Here is a 24,489-nt window from a genome sequence, read left to right as displayed (position 1 = left end):
CTGGAGCTGGGACCCGAAGGAAACCTGGGCGCTGATCGTGTGGCTCAACTACGCGGCCTGGCTGCACATGCGCCTGATGAAGGGCCTGCGCGGCGCGGTGGCCGCCTGGTGGGCGCTCACCGGCCTGCTCGTGACGACGTTCGCGTTCCTCGGCGTCAACATGTTCCTGTCCGGGCTGCACAGCTACGGCAAGCTGTAAGATTTCCGACGCGGGTCCGACAAAAGACCGCCGGCGCACTGCGTGCCCGGCGGTTTTCTTTTGTAACGGGCGGGCGGTCCGGGCGTCGAACGGCGCAGGATGGGTCGGGTCGAACGCTCATGAAGCGTGCGCGCCGCGCATCCAGGAGGAGCAGCACGATGTGGATCAAACACCCTTTGCGTACCGTACTGACCGGCGGTGACATCGCGCAGAGCCAGATTACGCCGCGCGCGGTGTTCGAGAACCGGCGGCGCGTCTTGCAGGCCGCCGGCCTGGCGGCGGCGGGCGGATTGCTCGGCGGCAGCGGCGCTGCGTTCGCCGCCTATGCGTCGCCGGACGCGCGGGCCGCGAAGCTCGTGGCGAAAACCAACCCGAGGTTCGTCGCGGCCGACCAGGTGACGCCGTTCAAGGACATCACGTCCTACAACAACTTCTACGAGTTCGGCACCGACAAGGGCGACCCGGCGCAAAACGCCGGCACGCTGCGGCCGCGCCCGTGGCGCGTGAGCGTCGAAGGCGAGGTGCTGCACCCGAAGGTGTTCGATCTCGACGAACTGCTGAAGCTCGCGCCGCTCGAAGAGCGCGTGTACCGGCTGCGTTGCGTCGAAGGCTGGTCGATGGTGGTCCCGTGGATCGGCGTGCCGCTGTCCGAGCTGATCAAGCGCGTGCAGCCGACCGGCAACGCGAAGTACGTGCAGTTCGTCACGCTGGCCGATCCGTCGCAGATGCCGGGGCTGTCGACGCCGGTGCTCGACTGGCCGTACTCGGAAGGGCTGCGGATGGACGAGGCGATGAATCCGCTGACGCTGCTGACGATGGGCGTGTACGGCCAGGTGCTGCCGAACCAGAACGGCGCGCCGGTGCGGATCGTCGTGCCGTGGAAGTACGGCTTCAAGAGTGCGAAGTCGCTCGTGAAGATCCGCTTCGTCGACAAGCAGCCGAAAACGAGCTGGAACACGTACGCGTCGAACGAATACGGCTTCTATTCGAACGTGAACCCGAACGTCGATCACCCGCGCTGGAGCCAGGCGACCGAGCGCCGGATCGGCGAGGACGGCTTCTTCACGCCGAAGCGCAAGACGCTGATGTTCAACGGCTACGGCGATCTCGTCGCGTCGATGTATCAGGGCATGGACCTGAAGAAGAACTTCTGAGTGCGCCGGTGAGAAACGACATGCCTCCTTCGACGCTGACGCCCGCGCGCGCGTCCGGCACGCGCACGGCTGCCGCCGGCAGTTCCCGGGGCGGCGCAGCGCGTGCTGCCGCGCCGCGCTGGCTTGCCCCCGCCAAGGTACTGGTTTTCGCGGCCGGACTCTATCCGCTCGCCCGTCTCGTGCTGTTCGGGCTGACCGACCGGCTCGGCGCGAACCCGATCGAATTCATCACGCGTTCGACGGGCCTCTGGACGCTGGTGATGCTATGCCTCACGCTCGGCGTCACACCGCTTCGGCGCGTGACGGGCGTTCCAGCGTTGCTGCGCTTTCGCCGGATGATCGGCCTGTTCGCGTTCTTTTACGCGACGCTGCATTTCACGACGTATCTGTGGTTCGACAAGTGGTTCGACGTGCTCGCGATCCTGAAGGACGTCGGCAAGCGTCCGTTCATCACGGTCGGCTTCGCCGCGTTCGTGCTGCTGATTCCGCTGGCCGCGACCTCGCCGCGCGCGATGGTGCGCCGGCTCGGTCGTCACTGGGCGACGCTGCATCGCGCGATCTATGCGATCGCGCTGTTCGGCGTGCTGCATTTCTGGTGGATGAGGGCCGGCAAGCACAATCTCGCGCAGCCGAAGCTCTACGCGGTGATCGTTGCGGTGCTGCTCGGCTGGCGCCTGCTCGAATGGGGCTGGCGGCGCATCCGCGCGTGACGAGGCGGGCCCGGAAAAACAAAAGGCGATGACGGGCAGTCATCGCCTTGGTCGCGAAGGAAGCCGCGCGAGCGGCGGCGCGCGCTTACTGCGTGGCGGCCGGGCCGGATGCCGGCGTCGCGGCCTTCGATGCATCGCTCGACAGCTCCGGTGACAGCGTGAGCGGCGTGCCGGAAGAATCGGGAATGCTGTCGGACGACGCGCTTTCATCGCTCGGCGTGACGTCGGACGGCGCCGTGTCCTGCTGCTGGATGGGCTTCGCCGGCAACGGGGGCACGGTGGGCAGATAGAGCGGACCGCGTTGACCGCAGCCGGCAAGAATCGCCAAAGCCGCTACAATCGCGCTCATCCGGAAAACGACTCGCATGATCGTCCCTGAACAATTTAACCGATAGAGTTTAGCATGTCCGATACTGAATACCTGGCCCGTGCCGAGGCCGTGCTGGCGGCCGTCGAGCGTACCGTGGATGCCGCGAACGACGGCGATCACGACATCGATCTGGAGCGCAACGGCAGCGTGCTGACGCTGACGTTCGAGAACGGCTCGAAGATCATCGTCAACCTCCAGCCGCCGATGAAGGAGCTGTGGATCGCCGCGAAGGCGGGCGGATTCCATTACCGTTTCGTGGACGGCGAATGGCGCGATACGCGCACCGGCACCGAGTTCTTCGCGGCGCTCACCGAGTACGCGACGCAGCAGGCCGGCCTGCCGATCACGTTCGACGCGTAACGCGTCCGGCGCTCGCCCGGCCGGGCGCCGATACGCCGGATCGAAGCACAAGGAAAAAGCGCCCCGCGGGGCGCTTTTTTCATGCCCGGGCCGTTCGTATCAGTGGCCGCGGAACAGGTTCATGATGTCCTGCTTCTCCTGTTCGTCGACGTGCGGCACCGCTTCGTCGGTGCTCTGCACCGCCGGCGCCTGCGGCACGCCGACCGTCGACACGAAGCCGTGCCCCGGCGTGAAGTCGGTGAAGTACAACTCGCTGCCGAGCGCCTGGACGTCGTCCGGCATCGTCGGCTTGAACTCCGGCACGCCCTTCAGCGCCGCACCCATATAGTCGATCCAGACCGGCAACGACAGGCCGCCGCCGGTTTCGCGATCGCCGAGGCTGCGCGGGTTGTCGTAACCGATCCACGCGATCGCCGCGAGCGTGTGCTGGTAGCCGGCGAACCACGCGTCGTGCGAGTCGTTCGTCGTGCCGGTCTTGCCTGCGAGGTCGGTGCGCTTCAGCACGTTGGTGCGCGCGCCCGTGCCGCGCTGCGCGACGCTCTGCAGCAGGCTGTTCATCACGTATGCGTTGCGCGCGTCGATCGCGCGCGGCGCGTTCTGCTCGGCGATGAGCGGCTGCGCGCGGGCGACGACAGCGCCGTTCGGATCGGTCACTTCGGCGATCAGGTACGGATTCACGCGGAAGCCGCCGTTCGCGAACACCGAGTACGCGCCGGCCATCTGCAGCGGCGTGACCTGGCCCGCGCCGAGCGCCATCGGCAGGTAGGCCGGATGACGGTCGGCGTCGAAGCCGAAGCGCGTGATGTACTGCTGCGCGTACTTCGTGCCGATGTGGTTCAGGATCCGGATCGACACGAGGTTGCGCGAGCGCTGCAGCGCGGTGCGCATCGACATCGGGCCTTCGAAACCGCCGCCGTAGTTTTTCGGTTCCCACGGCTGGCCGCCGGTTTCCGCGGCGCTGAAATACAGCGGGCCGTCGTTGATCACCGTGGCCGGCCCGAGGCCCTTGTCGAGCGATGCCGAGTAGATGAACGGCTTGAACGACGAGCCCGGTTGCCGCCACGCCTGCGTGACGTGGTTGAACTTGTTCTTGTTGTAGTCGAAGCCGCCGACCAGCGAGCGGATCGCGCCGTCCTGCGGAACGATCGAGATGAACGCGCCTTCGACCTGCGGCAACTGCGTGATCGACCACTTCCCGGCGTCGTTCTTCACGACCCGGACGATCGCGCCCGGGCGGATGCGGCGGTTCGGCTGCGCGCCGGCCGACAGCGCGCCCGACGCGAAGCGCAGGTTGTCGCCTTCGATCGTCGCGCTGCTGCCGTCGATGAAGGCGATGGTGATCTGGCGCGGGGTGGCCGCGGTGACGACCGCCGCGATCAGCTCGCCGTTGTCGGGGTGTTCGAGCAGCGCATCGTCGATCGCCTGCTCGCGATCGTCGGCGCCGGCCGGCAATTCGATGAAGCCTTCCGGCCCGCGATAGCCGTGGCGGCGCTCGTAATCCATGATGCCCTTGCGCAGCGAGGTGTATGCAACCTGCTGGTCGGCGGAATCGATCGTCGTGACGACGTTGAAGCCGCGCGTATAGGTTTCCTCGCGGTACTGCGCGTACATCATTTGCCGGACCATTTCCGCGACGTACTCGGCGTGCACGCTGAACTCGCGGCCGGCACCCTTGACGGCGAGCGGCTGCGCGACGGCTTGGTCGTACTGCTCGCGCGTGATGAAGTTCAGCTCGAGCATCCGCTGCAGGATGTATTCCTGGCGCACCTTCGCGCGCTTCGGATTGACGACCGGGTTATACGCGGACGGCGCTTTCGGCAGCCCCGCGAGCATCGCCGCTTCGGCGAGCGTGATGTCCTTCAGGTCCTTGCCGAAATAGACCCGTGCGGCGCTCGCGAAGCCGTACGCACGCTGGCCGAGATAGATCTGATTCATGTAGACCTCGAGAATCTGATCCTTCGTCAGCGCGCGCTCGATCCGGTAGGCCAGCAGCATTTCGTAGATCTTGCGCGTGTAGGTCTTTTCGCTCGACAGGAAGAAGTTGCGCGCGACCTGCATCGTGATCGTGCTCGCGCCCTGCGACGCATGGCCATTCGTCAGTGCGACGAAGCCGGCGCGGGCGATGCCGGTGAGGTCGACGCCGCCGTGATCGTAGAAGCGTGCGTCCTCGATCGCGAGGATCGCCTTCTTGAGCGAGTCGGGCACGTCCTTGAAATGGACGATGTCGCGGCGTTCCTCGCCGAATTCGCCGATCAGCACGTGATCGGACGTATAGATGCGCAGCGGTACCTTCGGACGATAGTCGGTCAGCGCGTCGAGCGACGGCATGTTCGGCCACGCGACGACGAGCGCGTAGCCGAGCACGAGGCCGCCGGCCACGACGAGGGCCACGCACATCGCGGCGAGGCCGATCAGGACTTTCAGCCACCAGGACCGCTTCTTCGGCTCGGGCGCGGGAGGCGGGGACGTAGGAGACGTGGATTGCATAGGCATACCGGAAAACAGTCCCGCGATTATAGCTGCCCGGTAAGACCGGTCCTGACGCGGGGGGCGGCGGCCGGAAACCGGCTGATCGCGGTGCCGCCGGCATAGTGTCCGCGAGGTCGCCCCGTGCCACAACTGGCCGTCCGGCCGACTGTCGGGCACACGCGCCGCTTTGCAGAATCAGGCCTCGGAAACGCGGCGTGGGCCGCAACGATCGCGGGAGGCTGGGATGACAGGACGATGGGCGGCGCGGTTCGCGCCGGGCAGGCACCGTTCGACGGGCATCGACGTCGGGGCGGACGAGGTGAGGGTGGCCGTGCTGAGCCGGCGCGGGCGGGCCGTGGAGGTGCGGGTCGAAGGACTCGAGCGGGAGCCGGTCGGATTGCAGGACGGGCCGGAGGAGGCGCGCTGGGCAGCGGTCGCACGCGCGTTGGCGGCGGCCGTGTCGCGATTGTCGGCGGCGGGCGTGCGCTGCGACACGCGCGGCGTGATGGCGCTGCGCGACGACGAAATGCGGACCGCGACGCTCGATCTGGCCGGGCGCGACGACGTCGCGGACGCCGCCCGGCAGGCCGCAGAACGGATCTCGGGGCTGCCGCCCCACAGCCTCGCGTTCGACTGGCGGCAGGACGACGGCGCGTGCTCGGGCGAGATCGAGGTCGCCGTGGCGCCGCAGGCATTGCTCGAACGGCGGATCGACGTCGCCGCGCAGGCCGGCGTCGACCTGACGGCCGTCGACGGCGAGTCGGCCGCCGCGCTGCGCGCGTTGCGCTATGCCGCGCAGTTCGAACCCGATGCCCACGGCCCGTACGCCGCATTCTGGTTCTGCGACACGGGCGTGCGCGGCTGGCGGGTCGACGGTTCGATCGCCGTACCGGTGCTCGCGGTGTCCGGCGACGTGCAGGCGGCGTTCCCCGACGCATTGCGCCAGTGCGTGTTCGAGCCGGTGCGCTGCGTGCTCGTGGCCGGCGACGCGCGCAGCATCGCCCGCTGCGGTACGTCGGCCGCCGATATCGGCGATGCGCTCGGCGTGGCCGCGGTGCCGTTCGACTGCACCGGATGGGACGGGCTGCCGGGCGTGCCCGCCGGAACGCAGGGCGGTCCGGCGTTTGCCCTCGCGATCGGGCTGGCGCTGCGCGGGGTGTGGGAATGATGGCCGATGTGGGGTTCGGGCGAACTGCCGCCGGCCACGCCGTGCTCGGCGGCTTCAATCTGCTGCCGTACCGTGAGCGGCTGGCGCAGGCGTTGCGGCGGCGCCGTGCCGCGCAGTGCGGGGCGGCGATCGTGCTCGGCGTGCTCGGGGCCTGCATTTGGACGGGGGCGGCGACGGCGTGGCGATGGCGCGTGGATGCGGAGCGTACGCGTGTGGAGGCGCGGCTGCGGCAATTGCAGCCACGGATCGATGCCGAACGGCGCGCCGCCGGCGTGGCCGCCGACCTCGCGCGACGCGATGCACGGGCGGCCGCGCTTGCCGCGCCTTGCCGGCGTGTCGCCGGGCTGCTCGCGACGCTGGCGCAGGTGCGCGACGACACCGTCCGGCTCGACGCATTGCGCACGACTGCGTCCGGCGCCGTGCTCGACGCGCGCACGACGAGTTACCGGGCGGCCGCGCGGTGGCTCGCACGGATTGCGGTCGAGCAGCGTGACTGGCGATTCGATGTCGGTGCGCTGACACCTGCTTCGGCCACGCCGGTCACGGGTTCGGCCGTGCCGTTCCGGTTTTCCGTGCAGGCGCGTTGGCACGACGCGCCGCCGCGGCAGAACGCAGCGGGAGGCGACGCATGACGGCGATCACGCATCGGTCCATGCCAGCCGGTGCCGGGCGGCGCGGCCGCATGGCGCGGATGTCGCCGGCCGCGGCGCATGCCATCGGCTGCGTGACGGCATTCGCGTGCGTGACGATGGGCAGCATTCATCTGATGGATGCGGTCGACGCGAGCGGACTCGCACGCAGTCGCGCGTTGCTGGCAACGGCACAAGTGCGTGCCGCCGACGCACAGCGGCTGCTCGCGACCGCGCCACGGCGCGACCCGGACCCCGCTGCCGGGCACGCCTCCAGCGTGCCGCGTGCATCGGGGTGGCCCGCACTGATGCTCGAACTGGCGGACCTGGCCGGCGCGAGCGGACTGCGGATCGTGTCGATCGAGCCGCGGCGCACTGACGAAGCGGCCCCGGATGGCCGGCGCACGGTGCGGATCGTCGCGGACGGCGGCTTTCCGGCGCTGCTGCGGCTGATGGGCGGGCTGGCGAGTGTTCCCGCGCTGGTGGTGCCGACGAGGCTGCATATCGAGCGGAAACCGCCCGCGTTGCGGGTGGACATGACGATCGACGTGTTTCCGGCGCTGTCGGGGGCTCGTGCTCCCGATGGCACGGTGCGGCTGCTTGCCGGCGTGCCGAGCGACGATCCATTCGGCGGCGATGGCTCGCCCACGCGGGCCGACGATGTGACGCCGCGCCTGGCCGGCACGATTCGCGACGTACGCGCCGGGCTCGCGCTGTTCGACGCGGGCGATGGCGCATTCGCGACCGTTGCGCCGGGCGAAGCGTTCGGGATGTCACGCGTGGTGAGCATCGATGCCGGTGCGGTGACGCTTGCGACAGCTGATGGCGCGCGCCGGTTCGTCATGGATGACGGAGGTCGCCCATGACGAAGTACGGACGGCGGGCGATCGCATTCTGGGTCGGATCGGGCGTGGCCGCGGCACACGCGGCGCTGCCGCCGTTGCCCCTGTTGCCGCCTTTGCCGCCGGCTGGCTGGCCGATCGCATCGATGCAGGCGCATGCCCAGGACACACCGCTGCCGCAGGGTGCGCCCGACGGTGCGGACGGCGCGGACGGTGCAGCGCCCGCGCATGACGGCCCGCCGCCGTTCGATCAGGCCGTGCGCGCGGCGCTTCAAGCGGACACAACCGCACCGGTGCCCCGGCTGGAAGGGCCGCCGATTCCATTGCCGCCGCCGATGCGCATGAGCGACGCCGCGGCGCGGCACCCCGGCGATGCGGATGACGCGCGGCGGATCTCGCTGAATCTGCAAGGCGCCGGGCTCGCTGCCGCGTTCGACGCGCTCGCGCGATTCACCGGGCTGAACATCATCGTCGGCGAGCAGGTGCGCGGCACCGTGACGTTACGTCTGAACAATGTCCGCTGGCGCGATGCGTTCGACACGTTGCTCGACACGCACGGGCTGGCGATGTCCCGGCGCGGCAACGTGATCTGGGTCACGCCGGCGGCCGAACTCGCCGCGCGCGAGCGCGAGCGCTTCGAAACGCATGCACGCGCGGCCGAGCTGGAGCCGCTCGCGAGCCGGACCTTCGCGCTGCATTACCCGCGCGCGCAGGACGTGCAGCGGCTGCTGGCCGGAGCGACCGGCCAGCGCCTGCTGTCGAAACGCGGCGCCGCGGCGGCAGATCCCCGCACGAACCTGTTGTTCGTCACCGATCTGGCGCCGCGCATCGCGCAGATCGCGGGCTTGATCGACGCGATCGACCGGCCATCGCGGCAGGTCCGGATCGAGGCGCGGATCGTAGAAGGCGAGCAGGGCTTCTCGCGCAACCTCGGCGCACGCGTCGCGCTGCGCGCGCAGGGACGGGCGCCCGCGGCCGACGGCGCGGCATTCGCGACGGACACGCGCAACGCGCTCGACCTGGCCGCACGACCGCTCGGCGGCTACGAGGCGGCGACGGCCGGCTTCACGTTGTTCGCCGCGCCGCTCAGCCGCGTGCTCGACGTTGAATTGAGCGCGCTCGAGGCGCAGGGGCGGGGCCAGATCGTTTCCAGCCCCCGCGTGGTGACGGCCGACCGCGTGAAGGCGATCGTCGAACAGGGCTCGGAGCTGCCGTACCAGGCCAAGGTCGGCAACGGCGTGAGCGGCGTGCAGTTCCGCCGCGCGACGCTGAAGCTCGAGGTCGAGCCGCAGATCACCCCCGACGGGCGCGTCGTGCTGGACCTGGACGTGACGAAGGACAGCATCGGCGAGCCGACGGCGGCCGGCCCGGCGATTCATACGAAGCACGTCCAGACACGCGTCGAGGTCGAGGACGGCGGAACGGTCGCGATCGGCGGGATTTACGAGCAGTTGAACCGGGACGATGTGACGCGGGTGCCGCTCTTGGGCAAAATACCGGTACTGGGCGCGCTTTTCCGGCACCGCGCACGGCGCGACCAGCGCAGCGAATTGGTCGTCTTCATCACGCCGACGGTCGTCGGCGCGCGTTGCGAAACGGCCGGCGCGGGCGACGCGGATGCGGGAAAAACGGGGCCTGAAGCCGGCGGCGCAGGCTCGACAAGGCAGCCGCTTTGCCAGTAAGCTGCGCCACACACCAGCAAGATTCAAGCAGAGGAAGCCGTTGCAAGCGCGGGACCCACATGCAAACGTATTTTTCGTCGGCCTTATGGGAGCGGGTAAGACCACCGTGGGCCGTGCGGTCGCGCGCCGGCTCGACAGGACGTTCTTCGACTCCGACCACGAAATCGAGGCCCGCACGGGTGCGCGCATTCCGGTGATCTTCGAGATGGAGGGCGAGGCCGGGTTTCGCGACCGCGAATCGCAGGTGATCGCCGATCTCACGCAGCGCGAGAACATCGTGCTCGCGACGGGCGGCGGCGCGGTGCTGCGGCCCGAGAATCGCGACTGCCTGAAAAGCAGCGGCATCGTCATCTATCTGCGCGCCAATCCGCACGATCTGTGGCTGCGCACCCGCAAGGACAAGAACCGCCCGCTGTTGCAGACCGACGATCCGAAGGCGCGTCTCGAAGCGCTCTACGAAGTGCGCGACCCGCTGTATCGCGAATGCGCGGACTTCATCATCGAGACCGGCCGCCCGTCGGTCAACGGCCTCGTCAACATGGTGCTGATGCAACTCGAACTGGCAGGCGTCATCGCCAAGCCGCTACAAGCATGATTACCGTCAACGTCGATCTGGGCGAGCGCGCCTACCCGATTCACATTGGTGCCGGCCTGATCGGCCGCACCGAGCTGTTCGCCCCTCACATCACCGGTTCGTCGGTCACGATCGTCACGAACACGACGGTCGATCCGCTCTACGGCGACGTGCTGCGCGCGGCGCTCGCGCCGCTCGGCAAGCGCGTGTCGACGGTCGTGCTGCCGGACGGCGAGGCCTACAAGAACTGGGAAACGCTGAACCTGATCTTCGACGGCCTGCTGACCGAGCGCGCCGACCGCAAGACGACGCTTGTCGCACTCGGCGGCGGCGTGATCGGCGACATGACCGGCTTCGCCGCCGCGTGCTACATGCGCGGCGTGCCGTTCATCCAGGTGCCGACGACGCTCCTGTCGCAAGTCGATTCGTCGGTCGGCGGCAAGACGGGCATCAACCACCCGCTCGGCAAGAACATGATCGGAGCGTTCTACCAGCCGCAGGCCGTGATCGCCGATATCGGCGCGCTGACCACGTTGCCCGATCGCGAGCTGGCGGCCGGCGTGGCCGAGGTCATCAAGACGGGCGCGATCGCCGATGCGGCATTCTTCGACTGGATCGAGGCGAACGTCGAGGCGCTGAACCGCCGCGAGCCGGCCGCGCTCGCGCATGCGGTGAAGCGCTCGTGCGAGATCAAGGCGAGCGTGGTCGCAGCCGACGAACGCGAAGGCGGGCTGCGTGCGATCCTGAATTTCGGCCATACGTTCGGCCATGCGATCGAGGCCGGGCTCGGTTATGGCGAGTGGCTGCACGGCGAAGCGGTCGGCTGCGGGATGGTGATGGCGGGCGACCTGTCGGTGCGGCTCGGCCTGCTCGACGAAGCGTCGCGGCAGCGGCTCGACGCGGTGATCGCCGCCGCACATCTGCCGGTGCGCGGGCCGGCACTCGGCGATGCGCGCTACATGGACCTGATGCGCGTCGACAAGAAGGCTGAAGCCGGAGCGATTAAGTTCATCCTGCTGAAGCGATTCGGCGATACGCTGATCACCCAGGCGCCCGACGAAGCCGTGTTCGCTACGCTGGCGCAGACGACCCGGTAACGGCGCCCCGGATGCCCCGGCGCCCCTGACATGGAGGAGACGTGAGCGAGACATCCAGCAGCAAACCGACCCGAGCCGGCCGCGCATCCGCTGCGGCGCTGGCCGAGCCGCCGACGCTGGCGGCGCTGGAAGCCCATCTCGCTCCGTATGCCGCCCACGCGTCGCAGTCGCGCGGCCGCCGCCATCAGGAAACCCCGCCGGCGGCGCGCACCGAATTCCAGCGCGACCGCGACCGCATCGTTCATTCGACCGCGTTCCGCCGGCTCGAATACAAGACGCAGGTCTTCGTCAATCACGAAGGCGACCTGTTTCGCACCCGCCTCACGCACAGCCTCGAAGTCGCGCAGATCGCGCGTTCGGTCGCGCGCAACCTGCGCCTGAACGAGGATCTCGTCGAAGCGATCTCGCTCGCGCACGATCTCGGCCATACGCCGTTCGGCCATGCCGGGCAGGATGCGCTGAATGCGTGCATGCGCGAGCACGGCGGCTTCGAGCACAACCTGCAGAGCCTGGCGGTGGTCGACGAGCTCGAGGAGCACTACGGCGCGTTCAACGGCCTGAACCTGTGCTTCGAGACGCGCGAAGGCATCCTCAAGCACTGTTCGCGCGAGAACGCCCGCAAGCTCGGCGCGCTCGGCGAGCGTTTCCTGCAAGGCCGCCAGCCGTCGCTGGAAGCGCAGCTCGCGAACATCGCGGACGAAATCGCGTACAACAACCACGACGTCGACGACGGCCTGCGCTCCGGCCTGATCACGATCGAGCAGCTCGCCGAAGTCGAGCTGTGGCAGCGCCACTACGACGCGGCGCTCGCCGAATTCCCGCATCTCGAAGGCCGCCGCCTCGTGCACGAGACGGTGCGCCGCATCATCAACACGCTGATCGTCGACCTGATCGACGAGACCACGCGCAATCTCGCGCGTGTCGCGCCCGCGTCGCTCGACGACGTGCGCGCCGCGCCGCCGCTCGTCGCGCACAGCGAGCCGATCGCCGCGCAGGCGGCGGCCCTCAAGCGTTTCCTGTTCAAGAACCTGTATCGCCACTACAAGGTGATGCGCATGGCGAACAAGGCGCAGCGCGTCGTCACCGGGCTGTTCGACGCGTTCATCGACGATCCGCGCCTGCTGCCGCCGCCGTACCAGTCGGACGACGAAGCGCAGCAGCCGCGCCTCGTCGCGCACTACATCGCCGGCATGACCGACCGCTTCGCGCTGAAGGAATACCAGCGCCTGTTCGTCATCAACGACAACTGACTGTCACAAACGATCACTAGACTTCGCCGGTTCAATGGCGACGGGAATGTTGCACACGCTGTTGGTAACGTTTTCACAGGAGAGAGATCGATGAAGAAGAAGCCCGCGGGGACAATGGTTCGCTCGATCGCGCTGGGCGGCGCGCTCATGTTCGGTGTGCAGCATGCGGCGTTCGCCGCGACGGAGATCCAGTTCTGGCATGCGATGGAGTCGGCGCTCGGTGAGCGCGTCAACGAGCTCGCCACGCAGTTCAACGCATCGCAGAGCGACTACAAGATCGTGCCGGTCTTCAAGGGCACGTACGACCAGGCACTCGCGGCGGGCATCGCCGCCTATCGCAGCGGCAACGCGCCGGCGATCCTCCAGGTCTATGAAGTCGGCACCGCGACGATGATGCAGGCGAAGAAGGCCGTCGTGCCGGTCTACGACGTGTTCAAGCAGGCCGGCGTGCCGCTCGACGAAAAGGCGTTCGTACCGACCATCGCGAGCTACTACAGCGACGCGAAGACGGGCCATCTCGTGTCGATGCCGTTCAACAGCTCGACGCCGGTGCTGTACTACAACAAGGACGCGTTCAAGAAGGCCGGGCTCGACCCGAACCAGCCGCCGAAGACGTGGGCCGACGTGCAGGCCGCCGCGGAGAAGCTGCGCAAATCCGGGATGACGTGCGGCTTCACGACCGGCTGGCAGGGCTGGATCCAGCTCGAGAACTACAGCGCGTGGCATGCGCTGCCGTTCGCGAGCCGCAACAACGGCTTCGACGGCGCCGACGCGGCGCTCGAATTCAACAAGCCGCAGCAGGTCGCGCACATCGCGTTCCTGCAACAGATGCAGAAGGACGGCACGTTCACGTACGCGGGCCGCAAGGACGAGGCATCGGCGAAGTTCTACAGCGGCGACTGCGGGATCCTGACGACGTCGTCGGGCGCGCTCGCGAACGTGCAGAAGTTCGCGAAGTTCAGCTACGGCACCGGCATGATGCCGTACGACGCGAACGTGAAGGGCGCGCCGCAGAACGCGATCATCGGCGGCGCGAGCCTGTGGGTGCTGGCCGGCAAGGATCCGGCGACCTACAAGGGCGTCGCGAAGTTCCTCGCATTCCTGGCCTCGCCGCCGATCGCCGCGAAGTGGCACCAGGAAACCGGCTACCTGCCGGTCACGACGGCCGCGTACGAACTCACGCGCCAGCAGGGCTTCTATGCGAAGAACCCGAGCGCGGAAACCGCGATCAAGCAGATGATGAACAAGCCGCCGCTGCCGTATACGAAGGGGCTGCGCCTCGGCAACATGCCGCAGATCCGCACGGTCGTCGACGAAGAGCTGGAGCAGGTCTGGGCGGAGAAGAAGTCGCCGAAGGAGGCGCTCGATTCGGCGGCGTCGCGCGGCGACGAGCTGCTGCGCCGCTTCGAGAAGTCGGGCGGCTGAGCCTGCATCGCGTTCGTGCCGCCGGCCGCCGCATCGCGTATGCGCGCGTGCGGGCCGGCGGCACGGTTCCCTTCCCGTTTCGCCTCCGGACACCCGCGATGCAATCCCGTTCCCGTTTCGGCGCGAGCCTGCTGCCGTACCTGCTGATCGCGCCGCAGCTCGCGATCACCGCCGTGTTCTTCCTGTGGCCGGCCGGCGTCGCGCTGTGGCAGTCGACGCAGATGCAGGACGCGTTCGGCACGTCGAGTGAATTCGTCGGTTTCGCGAACTTCACGCACCTGTTCGCCGACCCGCTGTACCTCGACTCGTTCCGCACGACGCTGGTGTTCAGCTCGCTCGTCACGGTCAGCGGGCTCGTCGTGTCGCTGCTGCTCGCCGCCTGCGCCGACCGCGTGATCCGCGGCGCGCGCGTATACCGCACGCTGCTGATCTGGCCGTATGCGGTCGCGCCGACGATCGCGGCCGTGCTGTGGGCGTTCCTGTTCAACCCGAGCATCGGCCTCGTCACCTATGCGCTCGCGAAGGGCGGCATCGTGTGGAATCACGCGCTGAACGGCGGCCAGGCGATGTTCCTCGTCGTGCTCGCGTCGGTATGGAAGCAGGTGAGCTACAACTTCCTGTTCTTCTACGCAGGACTGCAGGCGATTCCGCGCTCGCTGATCGAGGCGGCGGCGATCGACGGTGCCGGGCCGGTTCGGCGCTTCTTCCACATCGTGCTGCCGCTGCTGTCGCCGACGAGCTTCTTCCTGCTGGTCGTGAACCTCGTCTACGCGTTCTTCGACACCTTCCCGGTGATCGACGCGGCCACCGCCGGCGGCCCCGCGCAGAGCACGAAGACGCTGATCTACAAGATCTTCACGGAAGGCTTCCAGGGGCTCGACATCGGCAGCTCGGGTGCGCAGTCGGTCGTGCTGATGATCATCGTCGTCGGCCTGACGGTGATCCAGTTCCGCTTCGTCGAACGCAGGGTGCAATACGCATGATCGAAAATCGCAAGGGCTTCGACCTGTTCTGCCACGCGGTGCTGATCGCGGGCGTCGTGCTGATCGTGTTCCCCGTGTACGTCGCGTTCTGCGCGGCGACCATGAACGCGCAGGAAGTGTTCACGATCCCGCTGTCGCTGGTGCCGAGCACGCACCTGCTGGAGAACGTCGCCTATATCTGGGGGCACGGCAGCGGCGGCACGACGGCGCCGTTCGGCCGGCTGCTCGTCAACAGCTTCGTGATGGCGCTCGCGATCGCGGTCGGCAAGATCGCGGTGTCGATCCTGTCCGCGTACGCGATCGTCTACTTCCGCTTCCCGTTCCGCAACACGGCGTTCTGGCTGATCTTCATCACGCTGATGCTGCCGGTCGAGGTGCGGATCTTCCCGACCGTGCAGGTCGTGTCGACGCTCCACATGACGAACACCTACGCGGGGCTCTCGCTGCCGCTGATCGCATCGGCGACCGCGACGTTCCTGTTCCGCCAGTTCTTCATGACGTTGCCCGACGAGCTGATGGACGCCGCGCGCATCGACGGCGCGGGGCCGCTGCGCTTCTTCCGGGACGTCGTGCTGCCGCTGTCGAAGACGAGCATCGCGGCGCTGTTCGTGATCACGTTCATCTACGGCTGGAACCAGTATCTGTGGCCGATCCTGATCACGACGGAGGCGTCGCTGTCGACGGCGGTGGTGGGCATCAAGACGATGATCGCGAGCGGCGACGCCGCGACCGAATGGCAATACGTAATGGCGGCGACGCTGCTGGCGATGATCCCGCCGCTCGTCGTCGTGCTGGCGATGCAGCGCTGGTTCGTGCGCGGCCTCGTCGATTCCGAGAAATAACTGACGTAACCGGGAGAAGGACAAGGTATGGCTGCGCTGAGCTTGAAGGGCGTCAGGAAATCCTACGACGGCAAGCAGCACGTGCTGCATGGCATCGACGTGGAGATCGCCGACGGCGAATTCATCGTGCTGGTCGGCCCGTCGGGCTGCGGCAAGTCGACGCTGCTGCGGATGATCGCGGGGCTCGAGACGGTGACGGACGGCGAGATCGCGATCGGCGAGCGCGTGGTCAACGCGCTGGAGCCGAAGGATCGCGACATCGCGATGGTGTTCCAGAACTACGCGCTGTATCCGCACATGACGGTCGCGCAGAACATGGGCTACGGGCTGAAGATCCGCGGCATCGAGCGCGCGACGATCGACGCGCGGGTGGCTGCCGCCGCGAAGATCCTCGAGCTCGAGCCGCTGCTCGCGCGGCGGCCGCGCGAACTGTCGGGCGGCCAGCGGCAGCGCGTCGCGATGGGGCGCGCGATCGTGCGCGAGCCGTCGGTATTCCTGTTCGACGAGCCGCTGTCGAACCTCGACGCGAAGCTGCGCGTGCAGATGCGGCTCGAGATCCAGCGGCTGCATGCGCGGCTCGCGACCACGAGCGTGTACGTGACGCACGACCAGATCGAGGCGATGACGCTCGCGCAGCGCGTGATCGTGATGAACCGCGGTTATGCGGAGCAGATCGGCGCGCCGGTCGACGTGTACGAGAAGCCGGCGACGGTGTTCGTCGCGGGCTTCATCGGCTCGCCGGCGATGAACCTGATGCACGGCCGGCTGTCGGAGGATGGCGCGACGTTTACGGTCGCGGGCGGCGGCCCGGCGCTGCCGGTCGCCGGCGCGCCCGGCATCGGCACTGCGATCGCCACCGGGCGTGACTGGGTGCTCGGCGTGCGGCCGGAGTACATGACGCCGCAGCCGGGCGTCGCGCAGGCGACGCTGCCGGTCGACTCGTGCGAGCTGCTCGGCGCGGACAACCTCGCGCACGGCCGCTGGGGCAACCACGACGTCGCGGTGCGGCTGCCGCACGCGGATCGTCCCGCGCGCGGCACGGCGCTGGGTGCCGCGCTGCCCGCGCACCGGCTGCATTTCTTCGATCCCGAGACCGGCAAGCGGGCCGGCTGACCCTGACGAACCCGTTGCGAGGCGCATGATGACTTCCCGAACCGACTGGCCCTATCCGCGCGTCGTCGCCCATCGCGGCGGCGGCACGCTCGCACCGGAGAACACGCTCGCCGCGTTCGACGAGGGCGCGCGGCGCGGTCACCGGATGGTCGAGTTCGACGCGAAGCTGTCCGCCGACGACGTGACGTTCCTCCTGCACGACGACACGGTCGACCGCACGTCGAACGGCCGCGGCCCGGCGGCGGGCATGCGTTATGCGGCGCTGGCCGCGCTCGACGCCGGTGCCTGGTTCGACGCGCGTTTCGCGGGCGAGCGGATGCCGACGCTCGAGGCGGCGGCGGCGCGCTGCGTCGCGCACGGGCTGGCGGCGAACGTCGAGATCAAGCCGTGCCCGGGCCGCGAGCGCGACACGGGGCAGCGGGTCGCGGCCGATGCGGCCGCGTACTGGCATGGCGCGGCGGTGCCGCCGCTCTTGTCGTCGTTCTCGTTCGAGGCGTTGCAACAGGCGCGCGCGAGCGCACCGGCGCTGCCGCGCGGGATGCTGTACGAGGCGGTACCGGACGACTGGCACGCGCAGGTCGTCGATGCGCTCGGCTGCGTATCGTTGCACGCAAGCCACAAGGAGCTCGACGAACCGCTCGTGCGCGCGATCAAGACGGCGGGCCTGCGGATCCTGGTGTACACGGTCAACGACCTCGCCCGGGCGCGCGAACTCGCGCGCTGGGGCGTCGATGCGGTCTGCACGGACCGGATCGACCTGATCGCCGCCGATGCGCTGGACGACATCGCGTAGCGACCGGTCCCGCGCGATGCTGGTCGCGGGAAAACCCTGAGGCAAAAAAACGACGCCCCGGCGGGTTTCCGCCGGGGCGTTTTCCATCGTGGAGACGTTACGTCACGAAAAATCGGCTACAAATTGCAGCAGGATTAACCATTCCCCAAATATTCGACTACGCTTAGAAGCGGTAGCCGATGTTCAGGTACGTGACGATCGGGTTGAGCGAGATCTTCGCTTTCGACGTTTCGGTCAGGGTGCCGACCGGGGTCCGGCGGGCCGTCGTGAAGGTCGCGGTGACGCTGATCGGGATGTACGAGATCGACAGGCCGCCGAACCAGTGTTTCGTGAAGTTGTACGTGAAGCCGGCGTTGAACACAGGCGCCCACTGGTTGCTGGTCGTCGCGCTGGTCGGGCCGCCGAGCACGCCGTTCTCGAAGCTGCTGTTCGTGATCTTTGCGCCGGTGAACCACGTATATGTCGCGCCGACGCCGACATACGGACGGAACTTCGCGTTGGCGTCGTTGAAGTGGTAGCGCAGCAATACGGCGGGGCTCCACTGGTACGCACGGCCGAGTACGCCGAAGTTTTCGAACCGACCCTTGCCGGTAATGTCGAACTTCGGCGGTATCCCCATCACGAGCTCGGTGGAGATATGGTCGGTGACGAAGTAGCCCGCTGCGAGACCGAGCGTATCGGCGTCGTTGATGCCGGCGCCGGTGTTGGGAATCGATTGGTTGATGGGCGTGCCGCCGACGCCGTAGACGAACAGCGGGTCGCTGCTGTCCTGCGGCGAAAAGTGCAGCCAGCCGGTGCTGACGTAGAAATCACCTGCGGATTGTGCGTGTGCCGTACCGCCCGCAAATGCGAGCGCCACGGCCCCCGTAATGGCCAGTTTTCGTTTCATTGTGTCTCCTCCGATCAAAGGCGTGCTCATTATGACGACTGCGTTTAAAACCAAACAAGCTCGCAAGTTAGAGCTTTCTCCCTAGGATTCGCACGACCGTACGCTTCCGCGCCCCGCCAGGACAGGCATTCTACGCAGGTGCGCATTTTCGGACCTTCGGGTATTTCCTAACGCGTTCAAACGGACATTCAGCATGGCACGGTTAGCACGACTCTACGTTCCCGACCAGCCGCAGCACGTGATACTGCGCGGCCTGGATCAGCAACCCGCGTTTGTCGACGACCAGGACTACGAACTCTTCATCGATTGTCTGAAGGCCGCGGCACGCGATCACCATCTTTCGGTGCATGCCTACGTGCTGCTGCCGCGTCAGGTGCAGCTCCTCGTGACGCCGAGCGACGAGGCGAGCCTGCCGAAGGCGATGCAGGCGGTCGGCCGCCGCTACGTCGCGCATTTCAACCGGCGCTATTCGCGGCGCGGCACCCTGTGGGAAGGCCGCTATCGCGCGACCGTGATCGAAGGCGAGCGCTATTTCCTGCTCGCGAGCCGCGTGGTCGAGATGAGCCCGGTGCGCGCGCAGCTGGTCGCGACGCCCGACGCCTATCGCTGGTCGAGCTACCGGCACCACGTCGGGCTCACCGTCGACAGCCTGATCACCGACCATCCGCTCTACTGGGCGCTCGGCAACACGCCGTTCGACCGTCAGCGCGCGTACAAGGAGCTGTGCGAGCAGCCGCTCGACGAGCGGCAGGCCGATCAGCTCCAGCAGGCGACGCTGAAGGGCTGGGTGCTCGGCGGCGAGAACTACCGCGAGTGGGCGGCGCGCACGGCGAACCGCCGCGTGTCGCCGCTGCCGCGCGGACGCCCCAGAAAGGTGCGTGAAAACACGCCGCCGATCCAGCAGTAACGCGGGAAAGGCGGATCACGAGGCGGCGCTGCGGGCGCCGCTTCTTTTTGCACCAAAACGATACGGCCCCAATAAAACGGCACCAGATCCGAGCATTGGTTTAAATGGGGTTCGATCAAGCGGTTTTTGTTGCTATTCCTTTGATTCGTCGCGTATATTCCGAATTCCGGTGGCCCGGGTGAAGCTCGCCCAACCACTGTCGGCCGTGCCGTCTCCCGTCGGGAGCGGGATCGACGGCAACAAAAAATGGTTCAACGGCCCTCGAGGCCCCTTTACGACGGTGTCCCCATGAACGACCACCAGCAGCCGCTCGCCGCGGTGCCCGCCGCACAAGGTCTGTACGACCCGCAAAACGAACACGACGCCTGCGGCGTCGGCTTCGTCGCTCACATCAAGGGCAAGAAGAGCCACGAGATCATCCAGCAGGGTCTGAAGATCCTCGAGAACCTCGATCACCGCGGTGCGGTCGGTGCCGACCCGCTGATGGGCGACGGCGCCGGCATCCTGATCCAGATTCCGGACGCGTTCTATCGCGAGGAAATGTCGAAGCAGGGCGTGACGCTGCCGCCGGCCGGCGAATATGGGGTCGGCATGATCTTCCTGCCGAAGGAAAACGCATCGCGTCTCGCGTGCGAGCAGGAGCTCGAGCGGACGGTGCGGGCAGAAGGGCAGGTCGTGCTCGGCTGGCGCGACGTGCCGGTCGACCATACGATGCCGATCTCGCCGACGGTCAAGGCGAGCGAGCCGCTGATCCGCCAGATCTTCATCGGCCGCGGCAAGGACATCATGGTGACGGACGCGCTCGAGCGGAAGCTGTACGTGATCCGCAAGACCGCGAGCCACCGCATCCAGGCGCTGAAGCTCAAGCACGGCAAGGAATACTTCGTGCCGTCGATGTCGGCGCGCACGATCGTCTACAAGGGGCTGCTGCTCGCGGGCCAGGTCGGCGTGTACTACCGCGACCTGCAGGACGCGCGCGTCGTGTCGGCGCTCGCACTCGTGCACCAGCGCTTCTCGACCAACACGTTCCCGGCCTGGGAGCTGGCGCACCCGTACCGGATGATCGCGCACAACGGCGAGATCAACACCGTGAAGGGCAACGTGAACTGGCTGAACGCGCGTACCGGCGCGATCGCGTCGCACGTGCTCGGCGACGACCTGCCGAAGCTGTGGCCGCTGATCTACCCGGGCCAGTCGGACACCGCATCGTTCGACAACTGTCTCGAACTGCTGGTGATGGCCGGCTACCCGCTCGTGCACGCGGTGATGATGATGATCCCGGAAGCCTGGGAACAGCACACGCTGATGGACGAGAACCGCCGCGCGTTCTACGAATACCACGCCGCGATGATGGAGCCGTGGGACGGCCCCGCCGCGATCGCGTTCACGGACGGCCGCCAGATCGGCGCGACGCTCGACCGTAACGGCCTGCGCCCGGCGCGCTACATCGTGACCGACGACGACCTCGTCATCATGGCGTCGGAAGCCGGCACGCTGCAGATCCCCGAATCGAAGATCGTCAAGAAGTGGCGCCTGCAGCCGGGCAAGATGTTCCTGATCGACATGGAACACGGCCGCATCATCGACGACAAGGAGCTCAAGGACAACCTCGCGAACGCGAAGCCGTACAAGAGCTGGATCGACGCCGTGCGCATCAAGCTCGACGAGATCGAGCCGAAGGCCGAGGACGTCGCGGCCGGCCGCACGCAGGGTGCCGCGCTGCTCGACCGCCAGCAGGCGTTCGGCTATACGCAGGAAGACCTGAAGTTCCTGATGGCACCGATGGCGCAGCAGGGCGAAGAGGCCGTCGGTTCGATGGGCAACGACTCGCCGCTCGCGGTGATGTCGAACAAGAACAAGACGCTCTATCACTACTTCAAGCAGCTGTTCGCGCAGGTCACGAACCCGCCGATCGACCCGATCCGCGAGAACATGGTGATGTCGCTCGTGTCGTTCATCGGCCCGAAGCCGAACCTGCTCGACACGAACAACATCAACCCGCCGATGCGTCTCGAAGTGTCGCAGCCGGTGCTCGACTTCAAGGACATCGCGAAGATCCGCGCGATCGACCAGTACACGGGCGGCAAGTTCAGCGCGTACGAACTGAACATCTGCTACCCGGTCGCATGGGGCAAGGAAGGCATCGAGGCGCGCCTCGCGTCGCTGTGCGCTGAAGCCGTCGACGCGGTGAAGTCGGGCTACAACATGCTGATCGTGTCGGACCGCAAGACGGACGCCGAGCACGTCGCGATTCCGGCGCTGCTCGCCACGTCGGCGATCCACTCGCACCTCGTCCAGCAAGGGCTGCGCACGAGCACGGGCCTCGTCGTCGAGACGGGCTCCGCACGCGAGACGCACCACTTCGCGCTGCTCGCGGGCTACGGCGCGGAAGCCGTGCACCCGTACCTCGCGATGGAAACGCTCGCGAAGATGGCCGAAGGCCTGTCGGGCGACCTGTCGCCGGAGAAGGCCGTCTACAACTTCACGAAGGCGGTCGGCAAGGGCCTGCAGAAGGTGATGTCGAAGATGGGCATCTCGACGTACATGTCGTACACGGGCGCGCAGATCTTCGAAGCGCTCGGCCTGTCGAGCGACCTCGTCGAGAAGTACTTCAAGGGCACGGCCTCGAAGGTCGGCGGCATCGGCCTGTTCGAAGTCGCGGAAGAAGCGATCCGCCTGCACCGCGATGCGTTCGGCGACAACCCGGTCCTGCGCGACATGCTCGACGCGGGCGGCGAGTACGCGTATCGCGTGCGCGGCGAAGACCACATGTGGACGCCGGACTCGATCGCGAAGCTCCAGCACGCGACGCGCAGCAACTCGTACCAGACCTACAAGGAGTACGCGCACCTGATCAACGACCAGACCAAGCGTCACATGACGTTCCGCGGCCTGTTCGAGTTCAAGGTCGAGCCGACCAAGGCGATCCCGATCGAAAACGTCGAACCGGCGAAGGACATCGTGAAGCGCTTCGCGACGGGCGCGATGTCGCTCGGTTCGATCAGCACGGAAGCGCACGCGACGCTCGCGATCGCGATGAACCGGATCGGCGGCAAGTCGAACACCGGCGAAGGCGGCGAGGACGAGAAGCGCTACCGCAACGAACTGCGCGGCATTCCGATCAAGTCGGGCGAGACGCTGAAGTCGGTGATCGGCGACGAGATCGTCAGCGACATTCCGCTGAAGGATGGCGATTCGCTGCGCTCGAAGATCAAGCAGGTCGCGTCGGGCCGCTTCGGCGTCACCGCCGAGTACCTGGCATCGGCCGACCAGATCCAGATCAAGATGGCGCAGGGCGCGAAGCCGGGCGAAGGCGGCCAGCTGCCGGGCCACAAGGTGTCCGAATACATCGGCAAGCTGCGCTACTCGGTGCCGGGCGTCGGCCTGATCTCGCCGCCGCCGCACCATGACATCTACTCGATCGAGGATCTGGCGCAGCTGATCCACGACCTGAAGAACGTGAACCCGAGCTCGAGCATCTCGGTGAAGCTGGTGTCGGAAGTCGGCGTCGGCACGGTCGCGGCCGGTGTCGCGAAGGCGAAGGCCGACCACGTCGTGATCGCCGGCCATGACGGCGGCACGGGCGCGTCGCCGCTGTCGTCGGTCAAGCATGCGGGCACGCCGTGGGAACTCGGCCTCGCCGAAACGCAGCAGACGCTGGTGCTGAACCGCCTGCGCGGCCGCATCCGCGTGCAGGCCGACGGCCAGATGAAGACGGGCCGCGACGTCGTGATCGGCGCGCTGCTCGGCGCGGACGAATTCGGCTTCGCGACGGCACCGCTCGTCGTCGAAGGCTGCATCATGATGCGCAAGTGCCACCTGAACACGTGCCCGGTCGGCGTCGCGACGCAGGATCCGGTGCTGCGTGCGAAGTTCAAGGGCCAGCCCGAGCACGTCGTGAACTACTTCTTCTTCGTCGCCGAGGAAGTGCGCGAGATCATGGCGCAGCTCGGCGTCGCGAAGTTCGACGACCTGATCGGCCGTGCCGACCTGCTCGATACGCGCAAGGGCATCGAGCACTGGAAGGCGAAGGGCCTCGACTTCTCGCGCGTGTTCTACCAGCCGGAAGAGTGCGAGGACGTCGCGCCGCGTCACGTCGACGTGCAGGATCACGGCCTCGAGCGCGCGCTCGACCACGTGCTGATCGAGAAAGCGAAGGCCGCGATCGAGAACGGCGAGCATGTGTCGTTCATCCAGCCGGTGCGCAACGTGAACCGCACGGTCGGCGCGATGCTGTCGGGCGTGATCGCGAAGAAGCACGGCCACGAAGGCCTGGCCGACGACGCGGTGCACATCCAGCTGAAGGGCACGGCCGGCCAGAGCTTCGGCGCGTTCCTCGCGAAGGGCGTGACGCTCGACCTCGTCGGCGACGGCAACGACTACGTCGGCAAGGGCCTGTCGGGCGGCCGGATCATCATCCGTCCGACCAACGACTTCCGCGGCAAGTCCGAGGAAAACATCATCTGCGGCAACACGGTGATGTACGGCGCGATCGAAGGCGAATCGTTCTTCCGCGGCGTCGCGGGCGAACGCTTCTGCGTCCGTAACTCGGGCGCGACGGCGGTCGTCGAAGGCACGGGCGACCACGGTTGCGAATACATGACGGGCGGCACGGTCGTCGTGCTCGGCGAAACCGGGCGCAACTTCGCGGCCGGCATGTCGGGCGGTCTCGCGTACATCTACGATCCGGAAGGCACGTTCGCGGCGAAGTGCAACAAGTCGATGGTCGCGCTCGAGCCGGTGCTGCAGCAGGCCGAGCAGGAGCGCACGGTCGACCGCGCGCTCTGGCATGCGGGCACGACGGACGAAGCGCTGCTCAAGGGGCTCGTCGAGCGTCATTTCCAGTTCACGGGTTCGCCGCGCGCGAAGTCGCTGCTGGAAAACTGGGACGCGGCGCGCCGCCAGTTCGTGAAGGTGTTCCCGCACGAATACAAGCGCGCGCTGGGCGAGATCGGTGCGAAGAAGGCGGCGAAGGAAGTGCTGGCCGCCTGAGCGACGAACGACATAGCGAATGCCGCGCGCGCCTGACGGCC

The 24,489-nt window shown here is 67.5% G+C and carries 21 protein-coding genes; 18 read left to right on the top strand and 3 right to left on the bottom strand.

The annotated features are described in order from the left end of the window. The 3 genes from ccsA to msrQ form a co-directional block, all read left to right on the top strand. A partial coding sequence (gene ccsA, locus PL79_RS35885) for a cytochrome c biogenesis protein CcsA (protein ID WP_193759909.1) occupies positions 1 to 199 on the top strand: 199 nt, incomplete at its 5' end. Between the two features lie 158 nt (positions 200 to 357). Further along, on the top strand, positions 358 to 1,353 hold the full coding sequence (gene msrP / locus PL79_RS35880; protein WP_044845991.1) for a protein-methionine-sulfoxide reductase catalytic subunit MsrP: 996 nt from the start codon (positions 358 to 360) through the stop codon (positions 1,351 to 1,353). A gap of 20 nt (positions 1,354 to 1,373) precedes the next feature. Then, the gene (gene msrQ, locus PL79_RS35875) at positions 1,374 to 2,063 is read left to right on the top strand and encodes a protein-methionine-sulfoxide reductase heme-binding subunit MsrQ (protein WP_044845990.1); all 690 of its coding nucleotides are present in this window, start codon (positions 1,374 to 1,376) and stop codon (positions 2,061 to 2,063) included. An 85-nt stretch (positions 2,064 to 2,148) separates the two neighbouring features. Here the strand turns inward: msrQ and lptM are convergent, their stop codons facing one another. Next, positions 2,149 to 2,430, bottom strand: coding sequence for an LPS translocon maturation chaperone LptM (gene lptM / locus PL79_RS35870; protein ID WP_082088582.1), 282 nt, complete (start codon positions 2,428 to 2,430; stop codon positions 2,149 to 2,151). Between the two features lie 36 nt (positions 2,431 to 2,466). On the opposite strand from lptM, the gene cyaY reads away from it, so the two are divergent. After that, complete coding sequence (gene cyaY / locus PL79_RS35865) at positions 2,467 to 2,793, top strand: iron donor protein CyaY (RefSeq protein ID WP_044845988.1); 327 nt, start codon at positions 2,467 to 2,469, stop codon at positions 2,791 to 2,793. Between the two features lie 99 nt (positions 2,794 to 2,892). On the opposite strand, the gene PL79_RS35860 is transcribed toward cyaY, so the two are convergent. Beyond that, positions 2,893 to 5,280, bottom strand: a complete 2,388-nt coding sequence (locus tag PL79_RS35860) for a penicillin-binding protein 1A (protein WP_082088581.1) — start codon at positions 5,278 to 5,280, stop codon at positions 2,893 to 2,895. 226 nt (positions 5,281 to 5,506) lie between these two features. Here PL79_RS35860 and PL79_RS35855 point away from each other — a divergent pair, with 226 nt between their 5' ends. The 12 genes from PL79_RS35855 to ugpQ all read left to right on the top strand — a co-directional run bounded on the left by PL79_RS35855 (position 5,507) and on the right by ugpQ (position 17,660). Then, the gene (locus PL79_RS35855) at positions 5,507 to 6,430 is read left to right on the top strand and encodes a hypothetical protein (RefSeq protein ID WP_044845986.1); all 924 of its coding nucleotides are present in this window, start codon (positions 5,507 to 5,509) and stop codon (positions 6,428 to 6,430) included. Next, entirely contained in the window at positions 6,427 to 7,062 is a 636-nt protein-coding gene (locus PL79_RS35850) for a fimbrial protein (protein WP_044845985.1), read from the top strand. The genes PL79_RS35855 and PL79_RS35850 overlap by 4 nt, the downstream gene beginning before the upstream one ends. Then, complete coding sequence (locus PL79_RS35845; protein WP_044845984.1) at positions 7,059 to 7,925, top strand: pilus assembly protein; 867 nt, start codon at positions 7,059 to 7,061, stop codon at positions 7,923 to 7,925. Before PL79_RS35850 ends, PL79_RS35845 begins: the two co-directional genes overlap by 4 nt. Continuing rightward, on the top strand, positions 7,922 to 9,583 hold the full coding sequence (locus PL79_RS35840; RefSeq protein ID WP_044845983.1) for a type IV pilus secretin PilQ: 1,662 nt from the start codon (positions 7,922 to 7,924) through the stop codon (positions 9,581 to 9,583). The genes PL79_RS35845 and PL79_RS35840 overlap by 4 nt, the downstream gene beginning before the upstream one ends. A 40-nt stretch (positions 9,584 to 9,623) precedes the next feature. Then, a complete protein-coding gene (locus tag PL79_RS35835) occupies positions 9,624 to 10,178 on the top strand; it encodes a shikimate kinase (RefSeq protein WP_082088580.1) in 555 nt (184 codons plus the stop codon). After that, positions 10,175 to 11,254, top strand: coding sequence for a 3-dehydroquinate synthase (gene aroB, locus PL79_RS35830; protein WP_044845981.1), 1,080 nt, complete (start codon positions 10,175 to 10,177; stop codon positions 11,252 to 11,254). The genes PL79_RS35835 and aroB overlap by 4 nt, the downstream gene beginning before the upstream one ends. 41 nt (positions 11,255 to 11,295) lie before the next feature. Beyond that, complete coding sequence (locus tag PL79_RS35825) at positions 11,296 to 12,504, top strand: deoxyguanosinetriphosphate triphosphohydrolase (protein ID WP_044845980.1); 1,209 nt, start codon at positions 11,296 to 11,298, stop codon at positions 12,502 to 12,504. 90 nt (positions 12,505 to 12,594) lie between these two features. Continuing rightward, complete coding sequence (gene ugpB / locus PL79_RS35820) at positions 12,595 to 13,929, top strand: sn-glycerol-3-phosphate ABC transporter substrate-binding protein UgpB (protein WP_044845979.1); 1,335 nt, start codon at positions 12,595 to 12,597, stop codon at positions 13,927 to 13,929. 98 nt (positions 13,930 to 14,027) lie between these two features. Then, complete coding sequence (ugpA, locus tag PL79_RS35815; RefSeq protein ID WP_044845978.1) at positions 14,028 to 14,912, top strand: sn-glycerol-3-phosphate ABC transporter permease UgpA; 885 nt, start codon at positions 14,028 to 14,030, stop codon at positions 14,910 to 14,912. Then, positions 14,909 to 15,754: a sn-glycerol-3-phosphate ABC transporter permease UgpE gene (gene ugpE / locus PL79_RS35810; RefSeq protein WP_044845977.1), complete on the top strand. Its 846-nt coding sequence runs from the start codon at positions 14,909 to 14,911 to the stop codon at positions 15,752 to 15,754. The genes ugpA and ugpE overlap by 4 nt, the downstream gene beginning before the upstream one ends. Positions 15,755 to 15,781: 27 nt before the next feature. Next, entirely contained in the window at positions 15,782 to 16,867 is a 1,086-nt protein-coding gene (locus tag PL79_RS35805; protein WP_044845976.1) for a sn-glycerol-3-phosphate import ATP-binding protein UgpC, read from the top strand. Positions 16,868 to 16,895: 28 nt separating this feature from the next. Continuing rightward, positions 16,896 to 17,660, top strand: a complete 765-nt coding sequence (ugpQ, locus tag PL79_RS35800; protein ID WP_044846002.1) for a glycerophosphodiester phosphodiesterase — start codon at positions 16,896 to 16,898, stop codon at positions 17,658 to 17,660. Positions 17,661 to 17,823: 163 nt separating this feature from the next. Here the strand turns inward: ugpQ and PL79_RS35795 are convergent, their stop codons facing one another. Next, positions 17,824 to 18,549 (bottom strand): OmpW/AlkL family protein, encoded by a 726-nt coding sequence (locus PL79_RS35795; protein ID WP_044845975.1) that lies wholly within the window; start codon positions 18,547 to 18,549, stop codon positions 17,824 to 17,826. Positions 18,550 to 18,742: 193 nt separating this feature from the next. On the opposite strand from PL79_RS35795, the gene PL79_RS35790 reads away from it, so the two are divergent. After that, positions 18,743 to 19,456: a transposase gene (locus PL79_RS35790; RefSeq protein ID WP_006752972.1), complete on the top strand. Its 714-nt coding sequence runs from the start codon at positions 18,743 to 18,745 to the stop codon at positions 19,454 to 19,456. Between the two features lie 288 nt (positions 19,457 to 19,744). Next, positions 19,745 to 24,448, top strand: coding sequence for a glutamate synthase-related protein (locus PL79_RS35780; RefSeq protein ID WP_044845974.1), 4,704 nt, complete (start codon positions 19,745 to 19,747; stop codon positions 24,446 to 24,448). Positions 24,449 to 24,489: the final 41 nt, after the last annotated feature.

It is taken from the genome of Burkholderia sp. USMB20 (assembly GCF_000949135.2).
GTDB lineage: Bacteria > Pseudomonadota > Gammaproteobacteria > Burkholderiales > Burkholderiaceae > Burkholderia.
Note: the sequence above shows the minus strand (reverse complement) of the source record. Positions and strands in the feature narration are given on the sequence as shown.